The organism is Escherichia sp. TW14182 (genome assembly GCF_000208525.1).
Taxonomy (GTDB): domain Bacteria; phylum Pseudomonadota; class Gammaproteobacteria; order Enterobacterales; family Enterobacteriaceae; genus Escherichia; species Escherichia ruysiae.
Map to the genome: position 1 here is coordinate 19,175 of NZ_AEJZ01000069.1, position 23,882 is coordinate 43,056.

A 23,882-nucleotide genomic window follows, 5' to 3' on the forward strand; every position below is an offset into this window, starting at 1 on the left:
AGCGTTCAATTGATGGAGCCATGAATGACGCTGCCGTATATCTCTCTTGCTGATGCACGTAATCTTCATCTCGCTGCGCAAGGTCTGTTAAAAAAATCTCGTCGTCGCGCGTTGCCGCAAGATATTCTGGCAGCTATCTCCCGCATGTCCTTGCTGCAAATCGACACTATCAATATCGTTGCTCGCAGCCCTTATTTGGTGCTTTTTAGTCGTCTGGGTAATTATCCTCCGCAGTGGCTGGACGAGTCGCTGGCGCATGGCGAATTAATGGAATACTGGGCGCATGAAGCCTGCTTTATGCCGCGTAGTGATTTTCATCTCATTCGCCACCGGATGCTGGCGCCAGAAAAAATGGGCTGGAAATATCAAGACGCCTGGATGCGGGAACATGCGGAAGAAATTGAACAGTTACTTCAGTACATTCAGGATAACGGACCCGTACGTTCAGCCGATTTTGCTCATCCCCGCAAAGGGGTAAGCGGTTGGTGGGAGTGGAAGCCGCATAAACGCCATCTGGAAGGGCTGTTTACTGCTGGAAAGGTTATGGTGATTGAAAGGCGTAATTTCCAGCGCATTTATGATTTAACCCATCGCGTCATGCCGCACTGGGATGATAAGTGTGACCTCGTTTCGCAAACAGAAGCAGAAATCACTATGCTGGATAACAGTGCGCGTAGCCTGGGAATATTCCGCGAACAGTGGCTGGCGGATTACTATCGCCTTAAACGCCCGGCGCTGGCTGCCTGGCGTGATGTGCGTGCTGAACAGCAGAAAATTATCCCCGTAAATGTGGAGAGGTTAGGACAACTCTGGCTGCATATTGATTTGTTGCCTCTTCTCGAAACAGCTCTCGCGGGGAAACTCACCGCGACGCATAGCACTGTACTGTCACCCTTTGACCCTGTCGTCTGGGATCGCAAACGCGCAGAGCAGCTTTTTGATTTTAGCTACCGGCTGGAATGCTACACGCCGGCACCGAAACGCCAGTATGGCTATTTCGTTCTGCCGTTACTGCATCGTGGACAATTAGTCGGGCGAATGGATGCTAAAATGCATCGCCAGACGGGCGTCCTTGAAGTTATCGCCCTTTGGTTACAGGATGGCATCAAACTGACTGCTTCTCTTCAAAAAGGATTACGCCAGGCGATTACCGATTTTGCTGGCTGGCAGCAGGCAACGCGAGTGACATTAGGGCGCTGCCCACACGGTCTCTTTAGTGATTGCCGCACAGGCTGGGAAATAGCCCCCTGGGCATAAATGATTATGATAAGATTTATGCATTCATAACCCGATCCATCTGGAGGAACTATGGATCATCGTCTGCTTGAAATCGTTGCCTGCCCGGTTTGCAACGGCAAACTTTGGTATAACCAAGAAAAACAAGAACTGATTTGCAAACTGGATAACCTGGCTTTCCCGCTGCGCGATGGCATCCCTGTGCTGTTGGAAACGGAAGCCCGCGTGCTGACTGCTGATGAGAGTAAATCATGAGTTTTGTGGTGATTATTCCTGCACGCTACGCTTCTACGCGTCTGCCTGGTAAACCGTTGGTCGATATTAACGGTAAGCCGATGATCGTTCATGTTCTTGAACGCGCCCGTGAATCAGGAGCCGATCGCATCATTGTCGCAACCGATCATCAAGATGTTGCCCGCGCTGTTGAAGCGGCAGGAGGGGAAGTGTGCATGACGCGCGCCGATCATCAGTCAGGCACCGAACGCCTGGCGGAAGTTGTCGAAAAATGCGCGTTCAGCGACGACACGGTGATTGTTAATGTGCAGGGCGATGAGCCAATGATCCCTGCGACAATCATTCGTCAGGTTGCTGATAATCTCGCCCAGCGTGAAGTAGGCATGGCTACTCTGGCTGTACCTATCCACAGTGCGGAAGAAGCCTTTAATCCGAATGCGGTTAAAGTAGTGCTTGACGCTGAAGGTTATGCGCTTTACTTCTCACGAGCCACCATTCCGTGGGATCGTGACCGTTTTGCAAAAGGTCTGGAAACCGTTGGTGATAACTTCCTGCGTCATCTTGGTATTTATGGCTACCGTGCAGGCTTTATCCGTCGTTACGTCACCTGGCAGCCAAGTCCGTTAGAACACATCGAAATGTTAGAGCAGCTTCGCGTACTGTGGTACGGCGAAAAAATCCACGTTGCTGTTGCCCAGGAAGTTCCTGGTACAGGAGTGGATACCCCTGAAGATCTCGAGCGCGTTCGCGCTGAAATGCTCTAAGCTGATTTCACGACACTCCACCTGATTTTGGGGGGAGTGTCGTACCGTTACGATTTTCCTCATTTTTCTTTTCAACAATTGATCTCATTCAGGTGACATCTTTTACATTGGCGCTCATTATGAAGGCAGTAGCTTTTATGAGGGTAATCTGAATGGAACAGCTGCGTGCCGAATTAAGCCATTTACTGGGCGAAAAACTCAGTCGTATTGAGTGCGTCAATGAAAAAGCGGATACGGCGTTGTGGGCTTTGTATGACAGCCACGGAAACCCAATGCCGTTAATGGCGAGAAGCTTTAGTACGCCAGGCCAAGCCCGCCAGTTGGCATGGAAGACCACCATGCTGGCGCGCAGCGGGACTGTTCGTATGCCAACCATCTATGGCGTGATGACACATGAAGAACATCCTGGCCCCGATGTCCTGTTACTGGAGCGGATGCGTGGTGTTTCTGTAGAAGCTCCCGCGCGTACACCGGAACGCTGGGAGCATCTGAAAGAGCAAATTGTTGAAGCTCTGCTGGCCTGGCATCGACAGGACAGTCGAGGTTGCGTCGGCGCAGTCGACAACACTCAGGAAAATTTCTGGCCCTCTTGGTATCGGCAACATGTTGAAGTGCTATGGACCACGCTCAATCAGTTCCATAACACCGGACTAACGATGCAGGATAAGCGTATCCTGTTCCGCACTCGCGAATGTCTTCCGGCCTTATTTGAAGGCTTTAACGACAATTGTGTGCTGATTCATGGCAATTTCTGTTTGCGCAGCATGTTGAAAGATTCTCGTAGCGATCAATTACTGGCGATGGTAGGGCCGGGCCTCATGCTTTGGGCGCCACGTGAGTATGAGCTGTTCCGGTTGATGGATAACACTCTGGCAGAAGATTTACTCTGGAGTTACCTGCAACGCGCGCCAGTGGCGGAGTCTTTCATCTGGCGGCGTTGGCTGTATGTGTTATGGGATGAAGTTGCGCAACTGGTCAATACCGGACGGTTTAGTCGGCGCAACTTCGATCTGGCATCAAAATCACTCCTTCCCTGGCTCGCCTGACGAACCTTTCAGCCACTGCCAGATGCGACCAAGCGTTTCATAGCCTACACGGTCGCTATGCATCAACCAGACCGGAGAGGGAATCGCCCGTTCCCACGGATTAAGCGGCGAGTCGATTGCCAGCTGATTCGCCGGGGCTGGCAGCGGATTCAGGCCTTCCTGCCGGAAAAAGATCATCGCGCGCGGCAAATGAGACGCAGATGTCACCAGCAGGAAAGGGGCGTCACCAATGGCCTGTTTCACTGCGGCTGCTTCTTCTTCGGTATCTTTTGGCAAATCCAGCGTAATAATTTGTTCACGCGGCACGCCCAGCGATTGCGCCACTCTGGCACCTACTTCCGCTGTACTCACCGTATTGGTTTTTGCTACGCCTCCCGTGAAGATCAGTTTTGATCCCGGATTCTCGCGCCATAAACGAATACCTTCATTCAGGCGCGGCAAACTATTATTGATTAAATTTGAACTTGGTGCCCACTGCGGGTTCCAGGTATAACCACCTCCGAGCACCACGATATAGTCCACTTTTTGTGCATTATTCCATGTCGGATAAGTGCTTTCGATGGGACGCAGCAGGCGGTCGGCTACCGGTTGCAAACTTAATAACAAAAGCGCCAACCATCCTGCGCTAATAAATATCTTTCCAGTTTTTTGAAAACGGCTAAACCACAGTAGCACCAGACCCACACCGATAATCAACAACATTAGCGGAAGCGGCAGCAGCATACCGCCAATCACTTTTTTCAGTGTAAAAAGCATCCTTTCTGGTTCCTTTTTTAACCATATAGCGAGGGATCGACAGTGATATTACACCAGACGGGTTCATTCTCGCCGTGGCTGTGACAAAATAGCGCCTTTATCAGAAAACGTCTTAGCCAACCGGTGGAGAAAGCAATGCAGGATCGCAATTTTGATGACATTGCGGAAAAGTTTTCCCGTAACATTTACGGCACCACCAAAGGACAGCTTCGACAGGCTATTCTGTGGCAGGATCTCGATCGTGTGCTGGTGGATATGGAACCGCAAAAACTGCGTGTGCTGGATGCCGGTGGTGGAGAAGGACAGACCGCGATCAAAATGGCCGAACGAGGGCATCAGGTCATTTTATGCGATCTCTCCGCCCAGATGATCGACCGCGCAAAGCAGGCGGCAGACGCTAAAGGTGTGAGCGACAACATGCAATTTATACATTGCGCCGCTCAGGACGTTGCTTCGCATTTGGAAACGCCCGTTGATCTGATATTGTTCCATGCGGTGCTGGAATGGGTGGCTGATCCCCGCAGCGTATTGCAAACGTTGTGGTCAGTGTTGCGCCCAGGCGGCGTGTTGTCATTAATGTTCTACAATGCGCATGGCTTGCTGATGCATAACATGGTCGCAGGGAATTTTGATTACGTGCAGGCGGGAATGCCGAAAAAGAAAAAACGGACGCTTTCGCCAGACTATCCACGCGACCCGGCGCAGGTATATCAGTGGCTGGAAGAAGCTGGCTGGCAAATTATGGGTAAAACCGGCGTTCGCGTGTTTCATGATTATCTGCGTGAAAAGCACCAGCAGCGCGACTGCTACGAAGCATTACTTGAATTAGAAACGCGTTATTGCCGTCAGGAACCGTATATCAGCCTGGGGCGTTATATTCATGTCACCGCGCGCAAACCGCAGAGCAAGGATAAAGTATGAGTGAATTTTCCCAGACAGTCCCCGAACTGGTTGCCTGGGCCAGAAAAAATGACTTCTCCATCTCGCTGCCGGTAGACCGACTCTCTTTTCTGCTGGCGGTTGCCACGCTGAATGGCGAGCGTCTGGATGGTGAGATGAGTGAAGGCGAGCTGGTGGATGCATTCCGCCATGTGAGTGATGCGTTTGAGCAAACCAGCGAAACCATCGGCGTGCGCGCCAACAACGCGATCAACGATATGGTGCGTCAACGTCTGCTGAACCGCTTTACCAGTGAGCAGGCGGAAGGGAATGCTATATATCGTCTGACGCCGCTCGGCATCGGCATTACTGACTACTACATCCGTCAGCGTGAGTTTTCTACGCTACGTCTTTCTATGCAGTTGTCGATCGTTGCAGGCGAACTGAAGCGTGCGGCGGACGCGGCAGAAGAGGGCGGCGATGAGTTTCACTGGCACCGCAATGTCTATGCTCCGCTGAAATATTCGGTAGCAGAAATTTTCGACAGCATCGATCTAACGCAACGTCTGATGGATGAGCAGCAGCAGCAGGTGAAAGATGACATCGCTCAGTTGCTGAATAAAGACTGGCGCGCGGCGATCTCCAGCTGCGAATTGTTGCTTTCAGAAACCTCCGGTACGCTGCGTGAATTGCAGGATACGCTGGAAGCGGCAGGTGACAAATTGCAGGCTAACCTGTTGCGCATCCAGGATGCGACCATGACGCATGACGATCTGCATTTTGTCGATAGTCTGGTGTTCGATCTGCAAAGTAAGCTCGATCGTATTATCAGCTGGGGACAGCAATCTATCGACTTGTGGATTGGCTACGATCGCCACGTACACAAATTTATCCGTACTGCTATCGATATGGATAAAAACCGCGTCTTTGCTCAGCGGTTACGTCAGTCGGTACAAACCTATTTTGATGAACCGTGGGCGCTGACTTACGCTAATGCCGATCGTCTGTTGGATATGCGTGACGAAGAGATGGCGCTGCGCGACGAAGAAGTGACCGGGGAGCTTCCGCCAGATTTAGAGTACGAAGAGTTCAACGAGATCCGCGAACAACTGGCGGCGATCATCGAAGAACAGCTCGCCGTGTACAAAACCAGACAAGTACCGCTGGATCTTGGTCTGGTGGTACGCGAATATCTGGCGCAGTATCCACGTGCGCGTCACTTTGACGTTGCGCGTATTGTTATTGATCAGGCGGTACGCCTCGGCGTAGCGCAAGCAGATTTCACCGGACTGCCTGCGAAATGGCAGCCGATTAATGATTACGGAGCCAAGGTACAGGCGCATGTCATCGACAAATATTGAACAAGTGATGCCGGTTAAGCTGGCGCAGGCGCTGGCGAATCCGTTATTTCCGGCGCTGGATAGCGCCTTACGTTCAGGCCGTCATATTGGCCTCGACGAACTGGATAATCATGCATTCCTGATGGATTTTCAGGAATATCTGGAAGAGTTTTACGCACGTTATAACGTGGAGCTTATTCGCGCGCCGGAAGGTTTTTTCTATTTGCGCCCACGTTCTACTACTATTATCCCGCGCTCCGTATTGTCGGAACTGGATATGATGGTCGGGAAAATCCTCTGTTATCTCTATCTCAGCCCGGAACGGCTGGCGAACGAGGGGATTTTTACTCAGCAGGAACTGTATGATGAACTGCTCACCCTGGCTGATGAAGCGAAACTGCTGAAACTGGTAAACAACCGTTCTACCGGTTCGGACGTGGATCGCCAGAAGTTGCAGGAAAAAGTACGCTCTTCGCTCAACCGTCTGCGCCGCTTAGGCATGGTGTGGTTTATGGGGCACGACAGCAGCAAGTTCCGCATTACTGAATCGGTGTTCCGTTTCGGTGCGGATGTCCGTGCGGGCGACGATCCGCGCGAAGCCCAGCGTCGCCTGATTCGCGATGGTGAAGCTATGTCGCTGGAAAACCACCTGCAACTCAACGACGAAACTGAAGAGAATCAGCCAGATAGCGGAGAGGAAGAATAATGATTGAACGCGGTAAATTTCGCTCACTGACGCTGATTAACTGGAATGGCTTTTTTGCCCGTACCTTTGACCTTGATGAGCTGGTCACGACGCTTTCCGGCGGTAATGGTGCGGGTAAATCAACCACCATGGCGGCGTTCGTTACGGCGCTTATCCCCGACCTGACCTTGTTGCACTTTCGTAACACCACGGAAGCCGGAGCCACCAGCGGTTCGCGCGATAAAGGCCTGCACGGTAAGTTAAAAGCGGGTGTCTGTTATTCAATGCTCGACACCATCAACTCGCGCCACCAGCGCGTGGTGGTTGGTGTGCGTCTACAACAGGTTGCCGGGCGCGATCGTAAAGTTGATATCAAACCGTTTGCCATTCAGGGGCTGCCGATGTCGGTGCAGCCGACGCAACTGGTGACCGAAACCCTGAACGAACGTCAGGCGCGCGTGCTGCCGCTTAACGAGCTGAAAGACAAACTCGAAGCGATGGAAGGCGTGCAGTTTAAGCAGTTCAACTCCATCACTGATTACCATTCGCTGATGTTCGATCTGGGCATCATCGCGCGTCGTCTGCGTTCTGCTTCTGATCGTAGTAAATTCTATCGTCTGATCGAAGCCTCGCTGTACGGCGGTATTTCCAGCGCCATTACCCGTTCTCTGCGCGACTACCTGCTGCCAGAAAACAGCGGTGTGCGTAAAGCGTTCCAGGACATGGAAGCGGCGCTGCGTGAAAACCGCATGACGCTGGAAGCGATTCGTGTCACCCAGTCTGACCGTGACTTGTTCAAGCATCTGATTAGCGAAGCCACCAACTACGTGGCGGCGGACTACATGCGTCACGCTAACGAGCGCCGTGTCCATCTCGACAAAGCTCTGGAGTTTCGTCGTGAGCTACACACTTCGCGTCAGCAACTGGCGGCGGAGCAGTACAAACACGTCGATATGGCGCGTGAGCTGGCAGAGCACAACGGTGCCGAAGGCGATCTGGAAGCGGATTATCAGGCGGCCAGCGATCACCTGAACCTGGTGCAGACTGCACTGCGTCAGCAGGAAAAGATCGAACGTTACGAAGCGGATCTCGATGAGCTGCAGATCCGTCTGGAAGAGCAAAACGAAGTGGTGGCAGAAGCCATCGAGCGCCAGGAAGAGAACGAAGCGCGTGCGGAAGCCGCCGAACTGGAAGTGGATGAGCTGAAAAGCCAGCTTGCTGACTACCAGCAGGCGCTGGACGTCCAGCAAACGCGCGCGATCCAGTACAACCAGGCGATTGCTGCGCTTAATCGTGCCAAAGAATTGTGTCATCTGCCGGACTTAACCGCCGACAGCGCCGCCGAATGGCTGGAAACCTTCCAGGCGAAAGAGCTGGAAGCGACCGAAAAAATGCTCTCTCTTGAGCAGAAAATGAGCATGGCGCAAACCGCGCACAGCCAGTTTGAGCAGGCTTATCAATTGGTAGTAGCAATCAACGGTCCGCTGGCGCGTAACGAAGCGTGGGAGGTCGCCCGCGAACTGCTGCGCGAAGGGGTCGATCAACGCCACCTGGCAGAACAGGTTCAGCCGCTGCGGATGCGCTTAAGCGAACTGGAACAGCGTCTGCGCGAGCAGCAAGAAGCCGAACGCCTGCTGGCAGAATTCTGCAAACGTCAGGGCAAGAATTTCGATATCGACGAACTGGAAGCCCTGCATCAGGAGCTGGAAGCGCGCATTGCTTCTCTGTCTGACAGCGTGTCTAACGCCCGTGAAGAGCGCATGGCGCTGCGTCAGGAACAGGAACAACTACAATCACGCATTCAGAGTCTGATGCAGCGTGCGCCGGTTTGGCTGGCGGCGCAAAACAGCCTCAATCAGTTGAGTGAGCAGTGCGGTGAAGAGTTCACTTCCAGCCAGGACGTCACTGAATACATGCAACAGTTGCTGGAGCGTGAGCGCGAAGCGATTGTTGAACGTGACGAAGTGGGGGCACGCAAAAACGCCGTTGACGAAGAGATTGAGCGTTTAAGCCAGCCGGGCGGCTCTGAAGATCAGCGCCTGAATGCGCTGGCAGAACGTTTTGGCGGCGTGCTGCTGTCAGAAATTTATGACGACGTTAGCCTTGAAGACGCGCCGTACTTCTCTGCGCTATATGGCCCGTCTCGTCACGCGATCGTCGTGCCGGATCTGTCGCAGATTGCCGAACAACTGGAAGGTTTAACCGATTGCCCGGAAGATCTCTATCTGATCGAAGGTGATCCGCAGTCGTTCGATGACAGCGTGTTCAGTGTTGATGAGCTGGAAAAAGCGGTGGTGGTGAAAATTGCCGACCGTCAGTGGCGTTACTCACGCTTCCCGGAAGTTCCGCTATTTGGTCGTGCGGCGCGCGAAAGCCGCATTGAAAGCCTTCATGCTGAGCGTGAAGTGCTCTCTGAACGTTTTGCTACGCTCTCCTTTGATGTACAGAAAACCCAGCGTTTGCATCAGGCATTTAGCCGCTTTATCGGCAGCCATCTGGCGGTGGCGTTTGAGTCCGATCCGGAAGCCGAAATCCGCCAACTCAACAGCCGTCGCGTCGAGCTGGAGCGTGCGTTGAGTAATCATGAAAATGATAACCAGCAGCAGCGTATTCAGTTTGAGCAGGCGAAAGAGGGCGTTACCGCGCTGAACCGCATTCTGCCGCGTCTCAACCTGCTGGCTGATGACAGCCTGGCAGATCGCGTCGATGAAATCCGCGAACGTCTGGATGAAGCCCAGGAAGCCGCGCGTTTTGTTCAGCAGTTCGGTAATCAACTGGCGAAACTGGAGCCGATGGTTTCAGTATTGCAGAGCGACCCTGAACAATTCGAACAGTTAAAAGAAGATTACGCGTACTCCCAGCAGATGCAGCGCGATGCCCGTCAGCAGGCATTTGCCCTGACTGAAGTTGTGCAGCGTCGTGCGCACTTTAGCTACTCCGACTCGGCAGAAATGCTCAGCGGTAACAGCGATCTCAACGAAAAACTGCGTGAACGTCTGGAGCAGGCAGAGGCGGAACGTACCCGCGCTCGTGAAGCGTTGCGTGGTCATGCAGCGCAGTTGAGCCAGTACAACCAGGTACTGGCCTCGCTGAAAAGTTCTTACGACACCAAAAAAGAGCTGCTTAACGATCTGCAACGCGAATTGCAGGATATCGGTGTGCGTGCCGATAGCGGGGCAGAAGAACGGGCGCGCATTCGCCGTGACGAACTACATGCGCAACTGAGCAATAACCGTTCTCGTCGCAACCAACTGGAAAAAGCACTTACCTTCTGCGAAGCGGAGATGGACAACCTGACCCGCAAACTGCGCAAGCTGGAACGTGATTACTTTGAGATGCGCGAGCAGGTGGTGACCGCCAAAGCGGGCTGGTGTGCAGTCATGCGCATGGTGAAAGATAACGGTGTTGAGCGTCGCTTGCACCGTCGCGAGCTGGCTTATCTCTCCGCTGATGATTTGCGTTCCATGTCGGATAAGGCGTTAGGTGCGCTGCGTCTGGCGGTAGCGGATAACGAACATCTACGCGACGTGCTGCGTATGTCGGAAGATCCAAAACGTCCGGAACGTAAAATTCAGTTCTTCGTGGCGGTTTACCAGCATCTGCGTGAACGTATTCGTCAGGATATTATTCGTACCGATGATCCGGTTGAAGCTATCGAGCAGATGGAAATCGAACTTAGCCGTCTGACCGAAGAGTTAACTTCCCGCGAACAGAAACTGGCGATCAGTTCCCGCAGCGTGGCAAACATCATTCGTAAAACCATTCAGCGCGAGCAGAACCGCATCCGTATGCTCAACCAGGGATTGCAGAACGTTTCGTTCGGTCAGGTGAACAGCGTGCGTCTGAACGTGAACGTGCGTGAAACTCACGCCATGCTGCTGGATGTCCTTTCTGAACAGCATGAACAACATCAGGATCTATTTAACAGCAACCGTCTGACCTTCTCGGAAGCCCTGGCGAAACTGTATCAGCGTCTTAACCCGCAGATTGATATGGGCCAGCGCACACCGCAGACCATTGGTGAAGAACTGCTGGATTACCGCAACTACCTGGAGATGGAAGTTGAGGTTAACCGTGGTTCCGATGGCTGGTTGCGTGCGGAATCGGGCGCACTATCTACCGGTGAAGCAATTGGTACAGGTATGTCGATCCTGGTGATGGTGGTACAGAGCTGGGAAGATGAATCACGCCGACTGCGCGGTAAAGACATTTCTCCTTGCCGCCTGCTGTTCCTCGATGAAGCAGCGCGACTGGATGCTCGTTCTATCGCCACGCTGTTTGAATTGTGTGAGCGTTTGCAAATGCAGCTCATCATCGCGGCGCCAGAAAATATTAGCCCGGAGAAAGGCACCACCTACAAACTGGTGCGTAAGGTATTCCAGAATACCGAGCACGTTCATGTGGTTGGTTTACGTGGCTTTGCGCCGCAGCTTCCAGAAACGCTTCCAGGGGCTGACGAAGCGTCTTCCCAGGCAAGTTAAGATTAAGGCGGCAGCGATGTCGCCTTTTTTCAGAAAACTCCGTTTCTGCACTAAAAAAATGCCGCATTACGGCGCGCTTTTCTTTAAACTTCTTTACATTAGGTTGTGTAAAAACGTATCGGTGTTTATATACTGAAGGTAAGCCTGATAAGTAACAGGCTTGCTCGTCATACTTTCGTGAGTATTGGCGTTGTACAGGCAAGTAGAGAAAAGCAGCCTGGCTATTCAAAGTATGATAAAAACAGGGGGCAAGGGATGTTGCTTAACATGATGTGTGGTCGTCGGCTTTCGGCAATAAGTTTGTGTCTGGCCGTAACATTCGCTCCACTGTTCAGTGTGCAGGCTGATGAGCCTGAAGTAATCCCTGGCGACAGCCCGGTGGCTGTTAGCGAACAGGGAGATGCACTGCCGCAAGTGCAAGCTACGGCAATTATGGCGGGACTTCAGCCGCTACCAGAGGGTGCGGCGGAAAACGCTCGCACACAAATCGAATCTCAATTACCCGCAGGTTATAAGCCGGTTTATCTTAACCAGCTTCAACTGCTGTATGCCGCACGTGACATGCAGCCTATGTGGGAAAACCGTGATGCGGTAAAAGCCTTCCAGCAGCAACTGGCGGAAGTGGCGATTGCCGGTTTTCAGCCGCAGTTTAATAAATGGGTAGAGTTACTGACTGATCCTGGCGTTAACGGTCTGGCACGCGACGTAGTGCTGTCGGATGCAATGCTGGGCTATCTCCATTTCGTTGCCAACATTCCGGTCAAAGGTACGCACTGGTTGTACAGCAGTAAACCTTATGCGCTATCTACACCACCGCTCTCGGTCATTAACCAATGGCAGGTGGCGCTAAATAATGGTCAGTTGCCAACGTTTGTTGCAGGACTGGCTCCGCAGCATCCGCAATATGCCGCGATGCATGAATCTTTATTGACCTTACTCAGCGATACGAAACCGTGGCCACAACTGACCGGTAAAGCAACGCTGCGTCCTGGCCAGTGGAGTAATGACGTACCAGCACTGCGCGAGATTTTGCAGCGAACGGGAATGCTCGAAGGCGGGCCGAAAATTGCGCTCCCTGGCGATGAAACACCCGCAGATGCAGTCGTGAGTCCGTCCGCCGTTGCCGTCGAAACAGCAGAAACTAAGCCGATGGACAGGCAAACTACGGCTCGCAGTAAACCTGCGCCAGCCGTACGCGCTGCCTACGATAATGAGCTGGTGGAAGCCGTTAAACGTTTTCAGGCATGGCAAGGATTGGGAGCCGATGGCGCTATTGGTCCGGCAACTCGGGACTGGTTAAATGTAACGCCAGCCCAGCGTGCAGGTGTGCTGGCACTCAACATCCAGCGTTTACGCTTGCTGCCTGCGGAGCTTTCTACTGGCATCATGGTCAATATACCCGCCTATTCTTTGGTCTATTACCAGAACGGTAATCAGGTGCTGGACTCGCGGGTGATTGTCGGCCGTCCTGACCGCAAAACACCGATGATGAGCAGTGCTTTAAACAATGTGGTGGTGAATCCGCCGTGGAACGTACCGCCGACGCTGGCACGCAAAGATATTCTGCCGAAAGTGCGTAACGATCCGGGTTATCTGGAAAGTCATGGCTATACGGTGATGCGCGGCTGGAACAGCAAAGAAGCGATTGATCCGTGGCAGGTTGACTGGTCAACGATTACAGCCTCGAATTTACCGTTCCGCTTCCAGCAAGCTCCTGGCCCACGAAATTCGCTAGGACGGTATAAATTTAATATGCCGAGTTCAGACGCTATCTACTTGCATGACACGCCTAATCACAATCTGTTCAAGCGTGATACACGCGCGTTAAGCTCAGGGTGTGTGCGGGTGAATAAGGCATCTGATCTGGCAAATATGCTGTTGCAGGATGCAGGCTGGAATGACAAGCGTATTTCCGACGCCCTGAAGCAGGGAGATACCCGTTACGTCAATATCCGTCAGTCGATCCCGGTTAATCTCTACTACCTGACCGCTTTTGTCGGTGCAGATGGTCGTACTCAATATCGTACAGATATTTACAATTATGATCTGCCTGCGCGATCCAGCTCGCAAATTGTATCGAAAGCGGAACAATTAATCAGATAAATGAAGTAGTTCGGGTAAATCAGTTGTCGTAATAATTGGCAAAATTGGGGGCTATTCTCGCTAGCCCCCATCACTGCTGGGATTGAGTCATCTTGACGTTAGCTTTATGCGCGGTTAAGGTGCCTCTTGTGCGCCAGAAGTGCATATAAACGATAACATTGACCTGTAGACTTGATTATCATGGACAAATTCGACGCTAATCGCCGTAAACTGCTGGCGCTTGGTGGCGTTGCACTTGGTGCCGCCATCTTGCCGACCCCTGCGTTTGCGACACTCTCTACCCCACGTCCGCGTATTTTGACACTCAACAATCTCCATACCGGAGAGTCCATTAAAGCGGAGTTTTTCGATGGCAGAGGCTATATTCAGGAAGAATTGGCAAAACTAAACCATTTTTTCCGCGATTTCCGCGCGAACAAAATAAAGTCCATCGACCCAGGATTATTCGACCAGTTGTATCGCCTGCAAGGGCTGTTAGGCACCCGCAAACCGGTGCAACTCATTTCCGGTTATCGCTCCATTGATACCAACAATGAACTACGCGCGCACAGCCGTGGGGTAGCGAAGAAAAGCTATCACACCAAAGGCCAGGCGATGGATTTCCATATTGAAGGTGTCGCGTTAAGCAATATTCGCAAAGCAGCGTTATCTATGCGTGCAGGTGGTGTAGGATATTACCCACGTAGTAACTTTGTGCATATTGATACCGGGCCAGCACGGCACTGGTAACAATCGCTTAACAAAACAGGGGCAGTATGAATTATCGTATTATTCCGGTCACTGCATTCTCCCAGAACTGCTCATTGATCTGGTGTGAACAAACTCGCCTGGCTGCACTGGTTGATCCTGGCGGCGATGCGGAAAAAATCAAACAGGAAGTTGATGCCAGCGGCCTGACGCTAATGCAGATCCTGCTGACGCATGGTCACCTGGATCATGTTGGCGCGGCGGCGGAACTGGCGCAACATTACGGCGTGCCGGTTCTTGGGCCGGAAAAAGAAGATGAGTTCTGGCTGCAAGGCTTGCCTGCGCAAAGCCGTATGTTCGGTCTGGAGGAGTGTCAGCCACTAACGCCGGATCGTTGGCTGAACGAAGGCGACACTATCAGCATAGGGAATGTGACTTTACAGGTGTTACATTGCCCTGGGCATACGCCGGGTCATGTGGTCTTCTTTGATAATCAGTCAAAACTGCTCATTTCTGGCGACGTTATTTTCAAAGGCGGAGTAGGGCGTAGCGACTTCCCTCGTGGTGACCATAATCAACTGATCTCTTCGATTAAAGATAAACTGCTGCCACTGGGCGATGACGTGACATTTATTCCGGGTCACGGACCATTATCCACTCTTGGTTATGAGCGCCTGCATAATCCCTTCCTGCAAGACGAAATGCCCGTCTGGTAAAGGCGTATAAAAAAGCCCGCTTTCAATGCGGGCCTGGATTTCTGGCAAAGTGCGCTTTGTTTATGCCGGATGCGGCGCGAGCGCCTTATCCGGCCTACAAAATCGTGCAAATTCAAAATATTGCAGGGGACGCGTAGGCCTGATAAGCGTAGCGCATCAGGCAATGCTGCGTTTGTCAGCAACCTCAGCCCGCTTTCAGCGGGCTTCATTGGTTTTAACTCTTACAGCACTGCCACAATCGCTTCGCACAGCGGAGCCATGTTGTCTGGCGTCATCCCGGCTACGTTAACACGACCGGAAGCCACCGCATACACGCCAAACTCTTCACGCAGACGCAGTACCTGTTCTTTAGTCAGACCGCTAAAGGAGAACATGCCATTCTGTTTGATGATAAAGCTGAAGTCGCGGTTTGCACCTTTCTCCTGCAACGTATTAACGAACAACTGACGCATACGCTGAATGCGCTGGCGCATATCGGTCAGCTCTTGTTCCCAAATCGCACGTAACGCATCGTTGCTCAGGATGGTGGCAACAACCGAAGCGCCGTGTGCTGGTGGGTTAGAGTAGTTAGCGCGAATCACCGCTTTCATTTGGCTGAATGCGCGATCAACGGTTTCACTGTCAGCAGCAACCAGAGTACAAGCGCCAACGCGCTCGTTGTACAGGCCAAAGTTTTTAGAGTAGGAACTGGCGACGATCAGTTCTTTATGCAGACCAGCGAAAACGCGCAGACCTTCAGCATCTTCTTCCAGACCGCGAGCAAAACCCTGGTAAGCGAAGTCAAACAGCGGTAACCAGCCTTTCTCAACGGAAAGCTGCGCCAGCGTTTGCCATTGCTCCAGTGTAGGATCGATACCGGTTGGGTTATGGCAACAGCCATGGAACAGCACTACGTCGCCAGCCTGAGCTTCGTTCAGGCTGTTAATCAGTGCATCGAAGTCAAGGGTGTGATTTTCCGCATCATAATAAGCGTATTCACGAACTTCCAGACCTGCAGAGTTAAAGACGCTCTTATGGTTCGGCCAGCTTGGGTTGCTTACCCACACACGCTTAACGCTGGTATTTTTTGCCAGGAAATCGGCAGCCACGCGTAGTGCGCCAGTGCCACCCGGAGTCTGTGCTGTGCGAGCACGTTTGTCATTGATCAGGGCGCTACCTTTACCAAACAGCAGTTCCTGAGTGCAGCGACCAAATTCAGGGATGCCGTCAATGCCGAGGTAGTTTTTGGTGGTTTCATTTTCGAGCAGATACTGTTCAGCCTTTTTAACGCTGGTCAGCACCGGGGTTTTGCCCGTCTCATCTTTATAGACACCAATCCCAAGGTTAATTTTGCCGGGACGTTCATCGGCACGAAACAGATCGGCCAGACCCAGAATTGGGTCGGCAGGAGCGGCGGTAATGTTCTCAAACATGACGAGGTTCCATTATGGTTACAGAAGGGAAGTCCGCTATCAGGGTAACGGGAGATTTACAAAATTCCAACTATTACTGATGAAAACGCCGACTGTTTTTGCAAGACGTGAGATTGCTCTGGAAGGCATAAAAAAAACAGGACCAAAGTCCTGTTTTTTCGGCATTTAACAAAGAGGTCTGCTATTAGAACTGGTAAACGATACCCACAGCAACGGTGTCGTCTGAACCTACGCCCAGTTTGTTGTCAGAATCGATCTGGTTGATGATGTAGTCAACGTAGGTGGACATGTTTTTGTTGAAGTAGTAGGTTGCGCCCACTTCAAAGTAGTTCACCAGATCAACATCACCGATACCTTCTACGTCTTTCGCTTTAGATTTGGTGTAAGCGATGGACGGACGCAGACCGAAATCGAACTGGTATTGTGCAACTAACAGAACGTCTTGTGTTTTGTTGGCAAAGCCGCCAGTGATCGGCGTAGCGTTACGGGTTTCACCGTAGTTTGCCGCCAGGTAGATGTTGTTTGCATCATACTTCAGGCCAGTAGCCCACTGTTCAGCTTTTTTACCCTGGCCAAGAGGCTGAGCTTCCTGCAAGTTGGTGCGGTCAGCAGCACCATAAGCACCAACGATACCAAAGCCTTCGAATTCGTAGCTGATGGAGCCGCCAACACCGTCGCCGTTAGAACGACGTGCGGTGTCACGTTCGTTTTTACCCAGGTACTGAACAGCGAAATTCAGGCCGTCAACCAGACCAAAGAAGTTGGAGTTACGGTAAGTTGCAACGCCGCCAACACGGCCAACGAAGAAGTCATCGCTGTATGCAGTGTCACCACCAAACTCTGGCAGCATATCGGTGTAACCCAGTGCATCATAAACAACACCATAGTTACGACCGTAATCGATTGAGCCAGCATCAGCAAATTTCAGACCAGCGAACGCCAGACGGGTTTTATTGCCATTTTGGGCATCGGAACCCTCAGAGTTGTTACCCTGGAAGTTGTATTCCCACTGACCGTAACCGGTCAGGTCGGAATTGATTTGAGTTTCCCCTTTAAAACCAAGACGGGCATAGGTCATATCGCCATTGCCACCGTAACTGTTTTCACCGTTACCCTTGGAAAAATAGTGCAGACCGACAGCTTTACCGTACAGATCTACTTTGTTGCCATCTTTGTTATAGATTTCTGCAGCGTTTGCAGTACCTGCTACTAACAGAGCAGGGACGATCACTGCCAGAATGTTGCGCTTCATCATTATTTATTACCCTCATGGTTTTTTTTATGACACCTGCCACTGCCGTCAATAAGTTTCGTCAATAAATATTTACGGAGCTATTGATGAAAGTTTGGTGTCTTTATGTATCTGCAGGCATCTTTCCATTCAAACTAACGTTTCGCTACCGTGAAAGTGCTACAAATATAAAGATATAGTTACAAAAAGAAAAAATATGTAACCAAAGGTAAATTTTAAGGAACTTTGTGAACGCCGTCATATTTCCATTAGACTTTAATGATATTTGCAGAGAGTTTGATCTATATATATGATTTCCTTATATTAAATTTAGCTAAACGAAAATTTTCGCTCTGATAATTCCTCTCAGTGGCTTCGCTAAAACACAGGTTCAGACGTCCAGAAAGCCAATAAGAAGTATAAAAATTGTGCTATCAGCTAAGAAATAACTAATCCGCAATAAGAATGCGGATTATTTTTTGTTCATAAATATTACGTGGAAATATTCCGTAACAGGAAGGTTGTTGTGACAGGGTTGCAAATAGATTGATTGACTTAACAAACAGATAACTTGACAGAAGGGAATAGAAAAGAGCCAGCGGACGCTGGCTCTCGGAAAAACTAAATTAGAAGCTGGCGTTACGCGGAGTACGCGGGAACGGAATCACGTCACGCACGTTTTGCACACCAGTCACGTAGGCGATCAGACGTTCAAAACCAAGACCGAAACCGGAATGCGGAACAGTACCGTAGCGACGCAGATCGCGATACCACCAGTAATCTTCTTTGTTCAGGCCCATCTCCAGCATACGCTCGTCCAGTACGTCCAGACGCTCTTCGCGCTGTGAACCACCAATGATCTCACCGATGCCCGGTGCCAGAACGTCCATTGCCGCGACGGTTTTACCGTCTTCGTTAAGACGCATATAGAACGCCTTAATATCTTTCGGATAGTTTTTCACCACGACCGGCGCTTTAAAGTGTTCTTCTGCCAGGTAACGCTCATGCTCGGAAGAGAGATCCACGCCCCAGTAAACCGGGTTTTCAAATTTCTTACCGCAATTTTCGAGGATGGTTACCGCATCGGTGTAATCAACCTGCGCAAAGTCGGCTTCAATGAAGCGTTCCAGGCGGCTGACAGCATCTTTATCTACGCGTTCAGCGAAGAATTTCATGTCGTCTGCACGTTCTTCGAGAACTGCTTTGAAGACATATTTCAGCATGGCTTCAGCCAGACCGGCGATATCGTTCAGGTTAGCAAACGCCACTTCCGGCTCCAGCATCCAGAATTCCGCAAGGTGACGGCTGGTGTTGGAGTTTTCTGCACGGAAAGTCGGGCCGAAGGTATAAATTTTGGACAATGCGCAAGCGTAGGTTTCACCGTTCAACTGACCAGATACGGTCAGGAAAGACTCTTTACCGAAGAAGTCTTTGTCGAAATCCACTTTGCCCTGATCGTTACGCGGCAGGTTTTCCAGATCCAGCGTTGAAACGCGGAACATTTCGCCAGCGCCTTCGGTATCAGATGCGGTAATCAGTGGCGTTGAAACCCAGAAGAATCCCTGCTCGTTAAAGAAGCGATGCAGCGCCTGTGCCAGCGTGTGGCGAACGCGCGCAACAGCGCCAATCAGGTTGGTACGTGGACGCAGGTGAGCGACTTCACGCAGATACTCAATGCTGTGGCGCTTTGCTGCCATCGGGTAAGTATCTGGATCTTCAACCCAGCCGGCAACTTCAACGTTGCTGGCCTGAATTTCAAATTGTTGCCCCTGACCCGGCGACGCCACGACTTTACCCGTCACAATGACCGAGCAACCGGTGGTCAGACGCAGGACGTCTTCATTGTAATTGGGCAGAGAATTATTGATGACAGCCTGTACAGGATCAAAGCAGGAACCGTCATAAACGGCGAGGAAGGAGATGCCAGCTTTTGAATCTCGGCGGGTACGCACCCATCCGCGCACGGTGACTTCGCTGTCAACGGCTACGCGGCCCTGGAGTACGTCGGCTACAGGCACAACGCTCATAATATTCTCTCTGTTAATAGTCGGAAAAAATAAACACTTGTCCACCCGTCAATGGGGGGATACCTATGTTACCTGGCATCTGCAATCAGACAAGCAGAATTCGCAGATGGGACAAAAGATTTCGGAATAAAAGGCAAAAAAGGGAGCCGTTATGGCTCCCTGATGATATTAACTGGCTTTTTTAATATGCGGAAGGTCGAACGCTTTACGCAGCGCACGGACAAACGCTTTGTCATGGCAGATAGTTTTGCCAGGGCTGTCAGAAAGTTTCGCCACCGGTTTACCGTTACACTCCACCAGCTTAATCACAATATTCAGTGGTTTGACCTGGGGGATATCGCAGGTCAGGCGTGTACCGATACCAAAACTTAATTGCACACGGGAAGAGAAGTGGCGATAAAGCTCGACCGCTTTGCGTAAATCCAGATTGTCAGAGAAAACCAGCGTTTTGCTCTGCGGATCAATTCCCAGCTTCTCATAATGTGCAATGGCTTTTTCGCCCCATTCTACCGGGTCGCCGGAATCATGGCGAAGCCCCTGGTAACGACTGGCAAATTCCACGCCGAAATCACGCAGAAAGGCATCCATAGTAATGCAGTCGGTTAACGCAATGCCAAGTTGGTCAGGATATTCTTCCAGCCACGCAGCAAGTGCAGCGCGCTGACTATTGGCAAGATCCGGGCTGATTTGTTGATGCGCCTGGAACCATTCATGCGCCTGTGTTCCCATCGGGGTGAGGGAAAGCCGACGTGCCAGATCGTAGTTACTGGTGCCAACGAACCAGGGTTCCTGTTGCAAACGTTTAACGATGGTTTCTTGTACTTCGCGGGAAAAACGGCGACGAGTGCCGAAATCCATCAGATGGAAGCGCGACATCTCGAGATCGGCGGTTAATGCCGAAAAGTCGACTAATTTGCTTTCCAGGGTATCGAGGGCTTGCGCAACGTCGGCCTGCGGTGAGCGATAGCGATGTACCATTTCACTGATGACCGACAGCAGAGGAACTTCCCAGAGGATGACTTCACGCCACGGGCCGGTTAAACGAATATCCAGCTTACCGTTATCGTTGGTGACGGTGACCTGTTCCGGGTTAAAGCGGAACTCGCGCAGCCAGTTGAGATAGTCGGCCTTAAAAAAAGGCAGGGCAGAGAGCCATTGATATTCATCATCCTGCAGGCGCAGGTGCTGCATCGCCTGAACCTGTTCACGAATAGCATCGGCATAAATACCCAGCAGATCGTCACCTCGGCAACGAAACTCCGCCGCGACATGCACATCATAATAGTGATGAAACACGGCTTGCTGCATATGCAACTTATAAGCATCTGTATCCAGCAACGAGTGCAGAACAGGAGAAGCGAATTGTGTCATAGGTGCGCAGTAGCGTCCTCGTACGGGAGCGTTTAGTACAATAAACATCTTCAGGAACTGCTGGAGTATACCTTGTTTCGCAATTTATTGAACCCCGATCACACCATATGCCACCTTTATGGTCGATGGCATTGCGCACCTTATGTTATAAAAATGTAGCAATAAAAGCGTTTGTACCTGAAAAGATGAAGATTCTGCGTAGCGAGATTTATGCAACAGGAATAGACTGAACACCTGACTCTATAAAAGATGCTAAAGGTTATTTATGACTCAACAGCCACAAGCCAAATACCGTCACGACTATCGTGCGCCGGATTACCAGATTACTGATATTGACTTGACCTTTGACCTGAACGCGCAAAAGACGGTGGTTACCGCGATCAGCCAGGCTGTCCGTCATGGTGCATCAGATGCTCCGCTTCGTCTGGACGGCGAAGCCCTTAAACTAGTCTCTATTCATATTAATGATGAGCCGTGGACAGCCTGGAAAGAAGAAGAGGGCGCACTGATCATCAGTAATTTACCGGAACGTTTTACGCTCAAGATTGTTAATGAAATTAGCCCGGCGTCCAACACCGCGCTGGAAGGGCTTTACCAGTCAGGCGATGCGCTCTGCACCCAGTGTGAGGCTGAAGGTTTCCGCCATATTACGTACTATCTCGATCGCCCGGATGTGCTGGCGCGTTTTACCACCAAAATTATTGCGGATAAAACCAAATACCCGTTCCTGCTTTCCAACGGTAACCGTGTTGCGCAAGGCGAACTGGAAAATGGACGTCACTGGGTACAGTGGCAGGATCCATTCCCGAAACCGAGCTATCTGTTTGCGCTGGTAGCTGGTGACTTCGATGTACTTCGCGACACTTTCACTACCCGCTCCGGTCGCGAAGTGGCGCTGGAGTTGTATGTCGATCGCGGTAATCTTGATCGCGCGCCGTGGGCGATGACCTCGCTGAAAAATTCCATGAAGTGGGATGAAGAACGCTTTGGTCTGGAGTATGACCTCGACATCTATATGATCGTTGCAGTGGATTTCTTCAACATGGGCGCAATGGAGAATAAAGGTCTCAACATCTTTAACTCCAAATATGTGCTGGCGCGTACCGACACTGCAACCGATAAAGATTATCTCGACATTGAGCGTGTCATCGGTCATGAATATTTCCATAACTGGACCGGCAACCGCGTTACCTGCCGTGACTGGTTCCAGCTCAGTTTGAAGGAAGGCTTGACTGTTTTCCGCGATCAGGAGTTCAGTTCTGACCTTGGTTCCCGCGCGGTAAACCGTATCAATAATGTGCGCACCATGCGCGGATTGCAGTTTGCGGAAGACGCCAGTCCGATGGCGCACCCAATCCGTCCGGATATGGTCATTGAAATGAACAACTTCTACACCCTGACCGTTTACGAGAAGGGCGCGGAAGTGATTCGTATGATCCACACTCTGCTGGGTGAAGAAAACTTCCAGAAAGGGATGCAGCTCTATTTCGAGCGTCACGATGGTAGTGCTGCGACCTGCGACGATTTCGTTCAGGCGATGGAAGATGCGTCAAATGTCGATCTTTCCCATTTCCGTCGCTGGTACAGCCAGTCCGGTACGCCGATTGTGACTGTTAAAGACGACTACAATCCGGAAACCGAGCAGTACACCCTGACCATCAGCCAGCGCACACCAGCCACGCCGGATCAGGCAGAAAAACAGCCGCTACATATTCCGTTTGCTATCGAACTGTATGACAACGAAGGCAAAGTGATTCCGTTGCAGAAGGGTGGCCATCCGGTCAATCCGGTATTGAATGTCACCCAGGCGGAACAGACCTTTGTCTTCGATAACGTCTACTTCCAGCCTGTGCCTGCGCTGCTTTGCGAATTTTCTGCGCCGGTGAAACTGGAATATAAGTGGAGCGACCAGCAACTGACTTTCCTGATGCGCCATGCGCGTAATGATTTCTCTCGCTGGGATGCGGCGCAAAGCCTGCTCGCAACCTACATCAAACTGAACGTCGCCCGTCATCAGCAAGGTCAACCATTGTCTTTACCAGCACATGTTGCCGATGCTTTCCGCGCGGTACTGCTCGATGAGAAGATTGATCCGGCGCTGGCGGCAGAAATCCTGACGCTGCCTTCCGTCAATGAAATGGCAGAACTGTTCGATATCATCGACCCGATTGCCATTGCTGAAGTGCGCGAAGCTCTCACCCGTACTCTGGCGGCTGAACTGGCGGATGAGTTGCTTGCTATTTATAACGCGAATTACCAGAGCGAGTACCGCGTTGAGCATGAAGATATTGCAAAACGCACTCTGCGTAATGCCTGCCTGCGTTTCCTCGCTTTTGGTGAAACGCATCTGGCTGACGTGCTGGTGAGCAAGCAGTTCCACGAGGCCAACAATATGACCGATGCGTTGGCGGCGCTCTCGGCGGCGGTTGCTGCGCAGTTACCATGTCGTGATGCGCTGATGCAGGAGTACGACGACAAATGGCATCAGGACGGTCTGGTGATGGATAAATGGTTTATCCTGCAAGCCACCAGTCCGGCGGCGAATGTACTGGAGACGGTGCGCAGCCTGTTGCAGCATCGTTCGTTCACCATGAGCAACCCGAACCGTATTCGTTCGTTGATTGGGGCGTTTGCGGGCAGCAACCCGGCTGCGTTCCATGCCGAAGATGGCAGCGGTTATCAGTTCCTGGTGGAAATGCTCACCGACCTGAACAGCCGTAACCCGCAGGTGGCTTCGCGCCTGATTGAGCCGTTGATTCGCCTGAAACGTTACGATGCTAAACGTCAGGCGAAAATGCGTGCGGCGCTGGAGCAGTTAAAAGGACTGGAAAATCTTTCTGGTGATCTGTACGAGAAGATCACCAAAGCTCTGGCTTGATACAAACATGCCTGATGCGACGCTTGCCGCGTCTTA

General features: G+C 51.5%; 17 protein-coding genes. 12 read left to right on the top strand and 5 right to left on the bottom strand.

Annotated features, from left to right (window positions below):
* Positions 1–24: 24 nt before the first annotated feature.
* The 4 genes from ycaQ (at position 25) to EQY_RS0106980 (ending at position 3,280) form a co-directional block, all read left to right on the top strand.
* The gene (gene ycaQ / locus EQY_RS0106965; protein WP_000174809.1) at positions 25–1,257 is read left to right on the top strand and encodes a crosslink repair DNA glycosylase YcaQ; all 1,233 of its coding nucleotides are present in this window, start codon (positions 25–27) and stop codon (positions 1,255–1,257) included.
* 51 nt (positions 1,258–1,308) lie between these two features.
* Positions 1,309–1,491: a protein YcaR gene (gene ycaR / locus EQY_RS0106970; protein WP_000350069.1), complete on the top strand. Its 183-nt coding sequence runs from the start codon at positions 1,309–1,311 to the stop codon at positions 1,489–1,491.
* The gene (kdsB, locus tag EQY_RS0106975) at positions 1,488–2,234 is read left to right on the top strand and encodes a 3-deoxy-manno-octulosonate cytidylyltransferase (RefSeq protein ID WP_000011598.1); all 747 of its coding nucleotides are present in this window, start codon (positions 1,488–1,490) and stop codon (positions 2,232–2,234) included. Before ycaR ends, kdsB begins: the two co-directional genes overlap by 4 nt.
* Before the next feature lie 152 nt (positions 2,235–2,386).
* A complete protein-coding gene (locus tag EQY_RS0106980; RefSeq protein WP_000436898.1) occupies positions 2,387–3,280 on the top strand; it encodes a YcbJ family phosphotransferase in 894 nt (297 codons plus the stop codon).
* Here EQY_RS0106980 and elyC read toward each other — a convergent pair.
* Positions 3,257–4,036: an envelope biogenesis factor ElyC gene (gene elyC, locus EQY_RS0106985; RefSeq protein ID WP_000899560.1), complete on the bottom strand. Its 780-nt coding sequence runs from the start codon at positions 4,034–4,036 to the stop codon at positions 3,257–3,259. The genes EQY_RS0106980 and elyC overlap by 24 nt on opposite strands.
* Positions 4,037–4,171: 135 nt before the next feature.
* On the opposite strand from elyC, the gene cmoM reads away from it, so the two are divergent.
* The 7 genes from cmoM to gloC all read left to right on the top strand — a co-directional run bounded on the left by cmoM (position 4,172) and on the right by gloC (position 14,927).
* Complete coding sequence (cmoM, locus tag EQY_RS0106990; protein WP_010344470.1) at positions 4,172–4,957, top strand: tRNA uridine 5-oxyacetic acid(34) methyltransferase CmoM; 786 nt, start codon at positions 4,172–4,174, stop codon at positions 4,955–4,957.
* A complete protein-coding gene (gene mukF / locus EQY_RS0106995; protein WP_001288859.1) occupies positions 4,954–6,276 on the top strand; it encodes a chromosome partition protein MukF in 1,323 nt (440 codons plus the stop codon). Before cmoM ends, mukF begins: the two co-directional genes overlap by 4 nt.
* Entirely contained in the window at positions 6,257–6,961 is a 705-nt protein-coding gene (gene mukE, locus EQY_RS0107000) for a chromosome partition protein MukE (RefSeq protein WP_010344468.1), read from the top strand. Before mukF ends, mukE begins: the two co-directional genes overlap by 20 nt.
* Positions 6,961–11,421 carry a chromosome partition protein MukB gene (mukB, locus tag EQY_RS0107005; protein WP_000572684.1) on the top strand — a complete coding sequence of 1,487 codons (4,461 nt, stop codon included), beginning with the start codon at positions 6,961–6,963 and terminating at the stop codon, positions 11,419–11,421. Before mukE ends, mukB begins: the two co-directional genes overlap by 1 nt.
* Before the next feature lie 255 nt (positions 11,422–11,676).
* Positions 11,677–13,524 carry a L,D-transpeptidase gene (ldtD, locus tag EQY_RS0107010; RefSeq protein ID WP_000926033.1) on the top strand — a complete coding sequence of 616 codons (1,848 nt, stop codon included), beginning with the start codon at positions 11,677–11,679 and terminating at the stop codon, positions 13,522–13,524.
* A gap of 180 nt (positions 13,525–13,704) precedes the next feature.
* Complete coding sequence (gene mepK, locus EQY_RS0107015) at positions 13,705–14,253, top strand: peptidoglycan L,D-endopeptidase MepK (protein ID WP_001516120.1); 549 nt, start codon at positions 13,705–13,707, stop codon at positions 14,251–14,253.
* A gap of 26 nt (positions 14,254–14,279) precedes the next feature.
* On the top strand, positions 14,280–14,927 hold the full coding sequence (gloC, locus tag EQY_RS0107020) for a hydroxyacylglutathione hydrolase GloC (protein ID WP_001109462.1): 648 nt from the start codon (positions 14,280–14,282) through the stop codon (positions 14,925–14,927).
* 221 nt (positions 14,928–15,148) lie between these two features.
* Here gloC and aspC read toward each other — a convergent pair whose 3' ends face one another.
* The 4 genes from aspC to pncB all read right to left on the bottom strand — a co-directional run bounded on the left by aspC (position 15,149) and on the right by pncB (position 20,968).
* A complete protein-coding gene (aspC, locus tag EQY_RS0107025) occupies positions 15,149–16,339 on the bottom strand; it encodes an aspartate transaminase (protein WP_000462692.1) in 1,191 nt (396 codons plus the stop codon).
* A gap of 184 nt (positions 16,340–16,523) precedes the next feature.
* Positions 16,524–17,594 carry a porin OmpF gene (gene ompF / locus EQY_RS0107035; RefSeq protein ID WP_000977930.1) on the bottom strand — a complete coding sequence of 357 codons (1,071 nt, stop codon included), beginning with the start codon at positions 17,592–17,594 and terminating at the stop codon, positions 16,524–16,526.
* A gap of 602 nt (positions 17,595–18,196) precedes the next feature.
* Entirely contained in the window at positions 18,197–19,597 is a 1,401-nt protein-coding gene (gene asnS / locus EQY_RS0107040) for an asparagine--tRNA ligase (protein WP_000117892.1), read from the bottom strand.
* A gap of 168 nt (positions 19,598–19,765) precedes the next feature.
* Positions 19,766–20,968, bottom strand: coding sequence for a nicotinate phosphoribosyltransferase (gene pncB, locus EQY_RS0107045; protein WP_024212450.1), 1,203 nt, complete (start codon positions 20,966–20,968; stop codon positions 19,766–19,768).
* A 265-nt stretch (positions 20,969–21,233) separates the two neighbouring features.
* Between pncB and pepN the strand changes: the two genes are divergently transcribed.
* The gene (gene pepN, locus EQY_RS0107050; RefSeq protein WP_000193879.1) at positions 21,234–23,846 is read left to right on the top strand and encodes an aminopeptidase N; all 2,613 of its coding nucleotides are present in this window, start codon (positions 21,234–21,236) and stop codon (positions 23,844–23,846) included.
* Positions 23,847–23,882 lie beyond the last annotated feature (36 nt).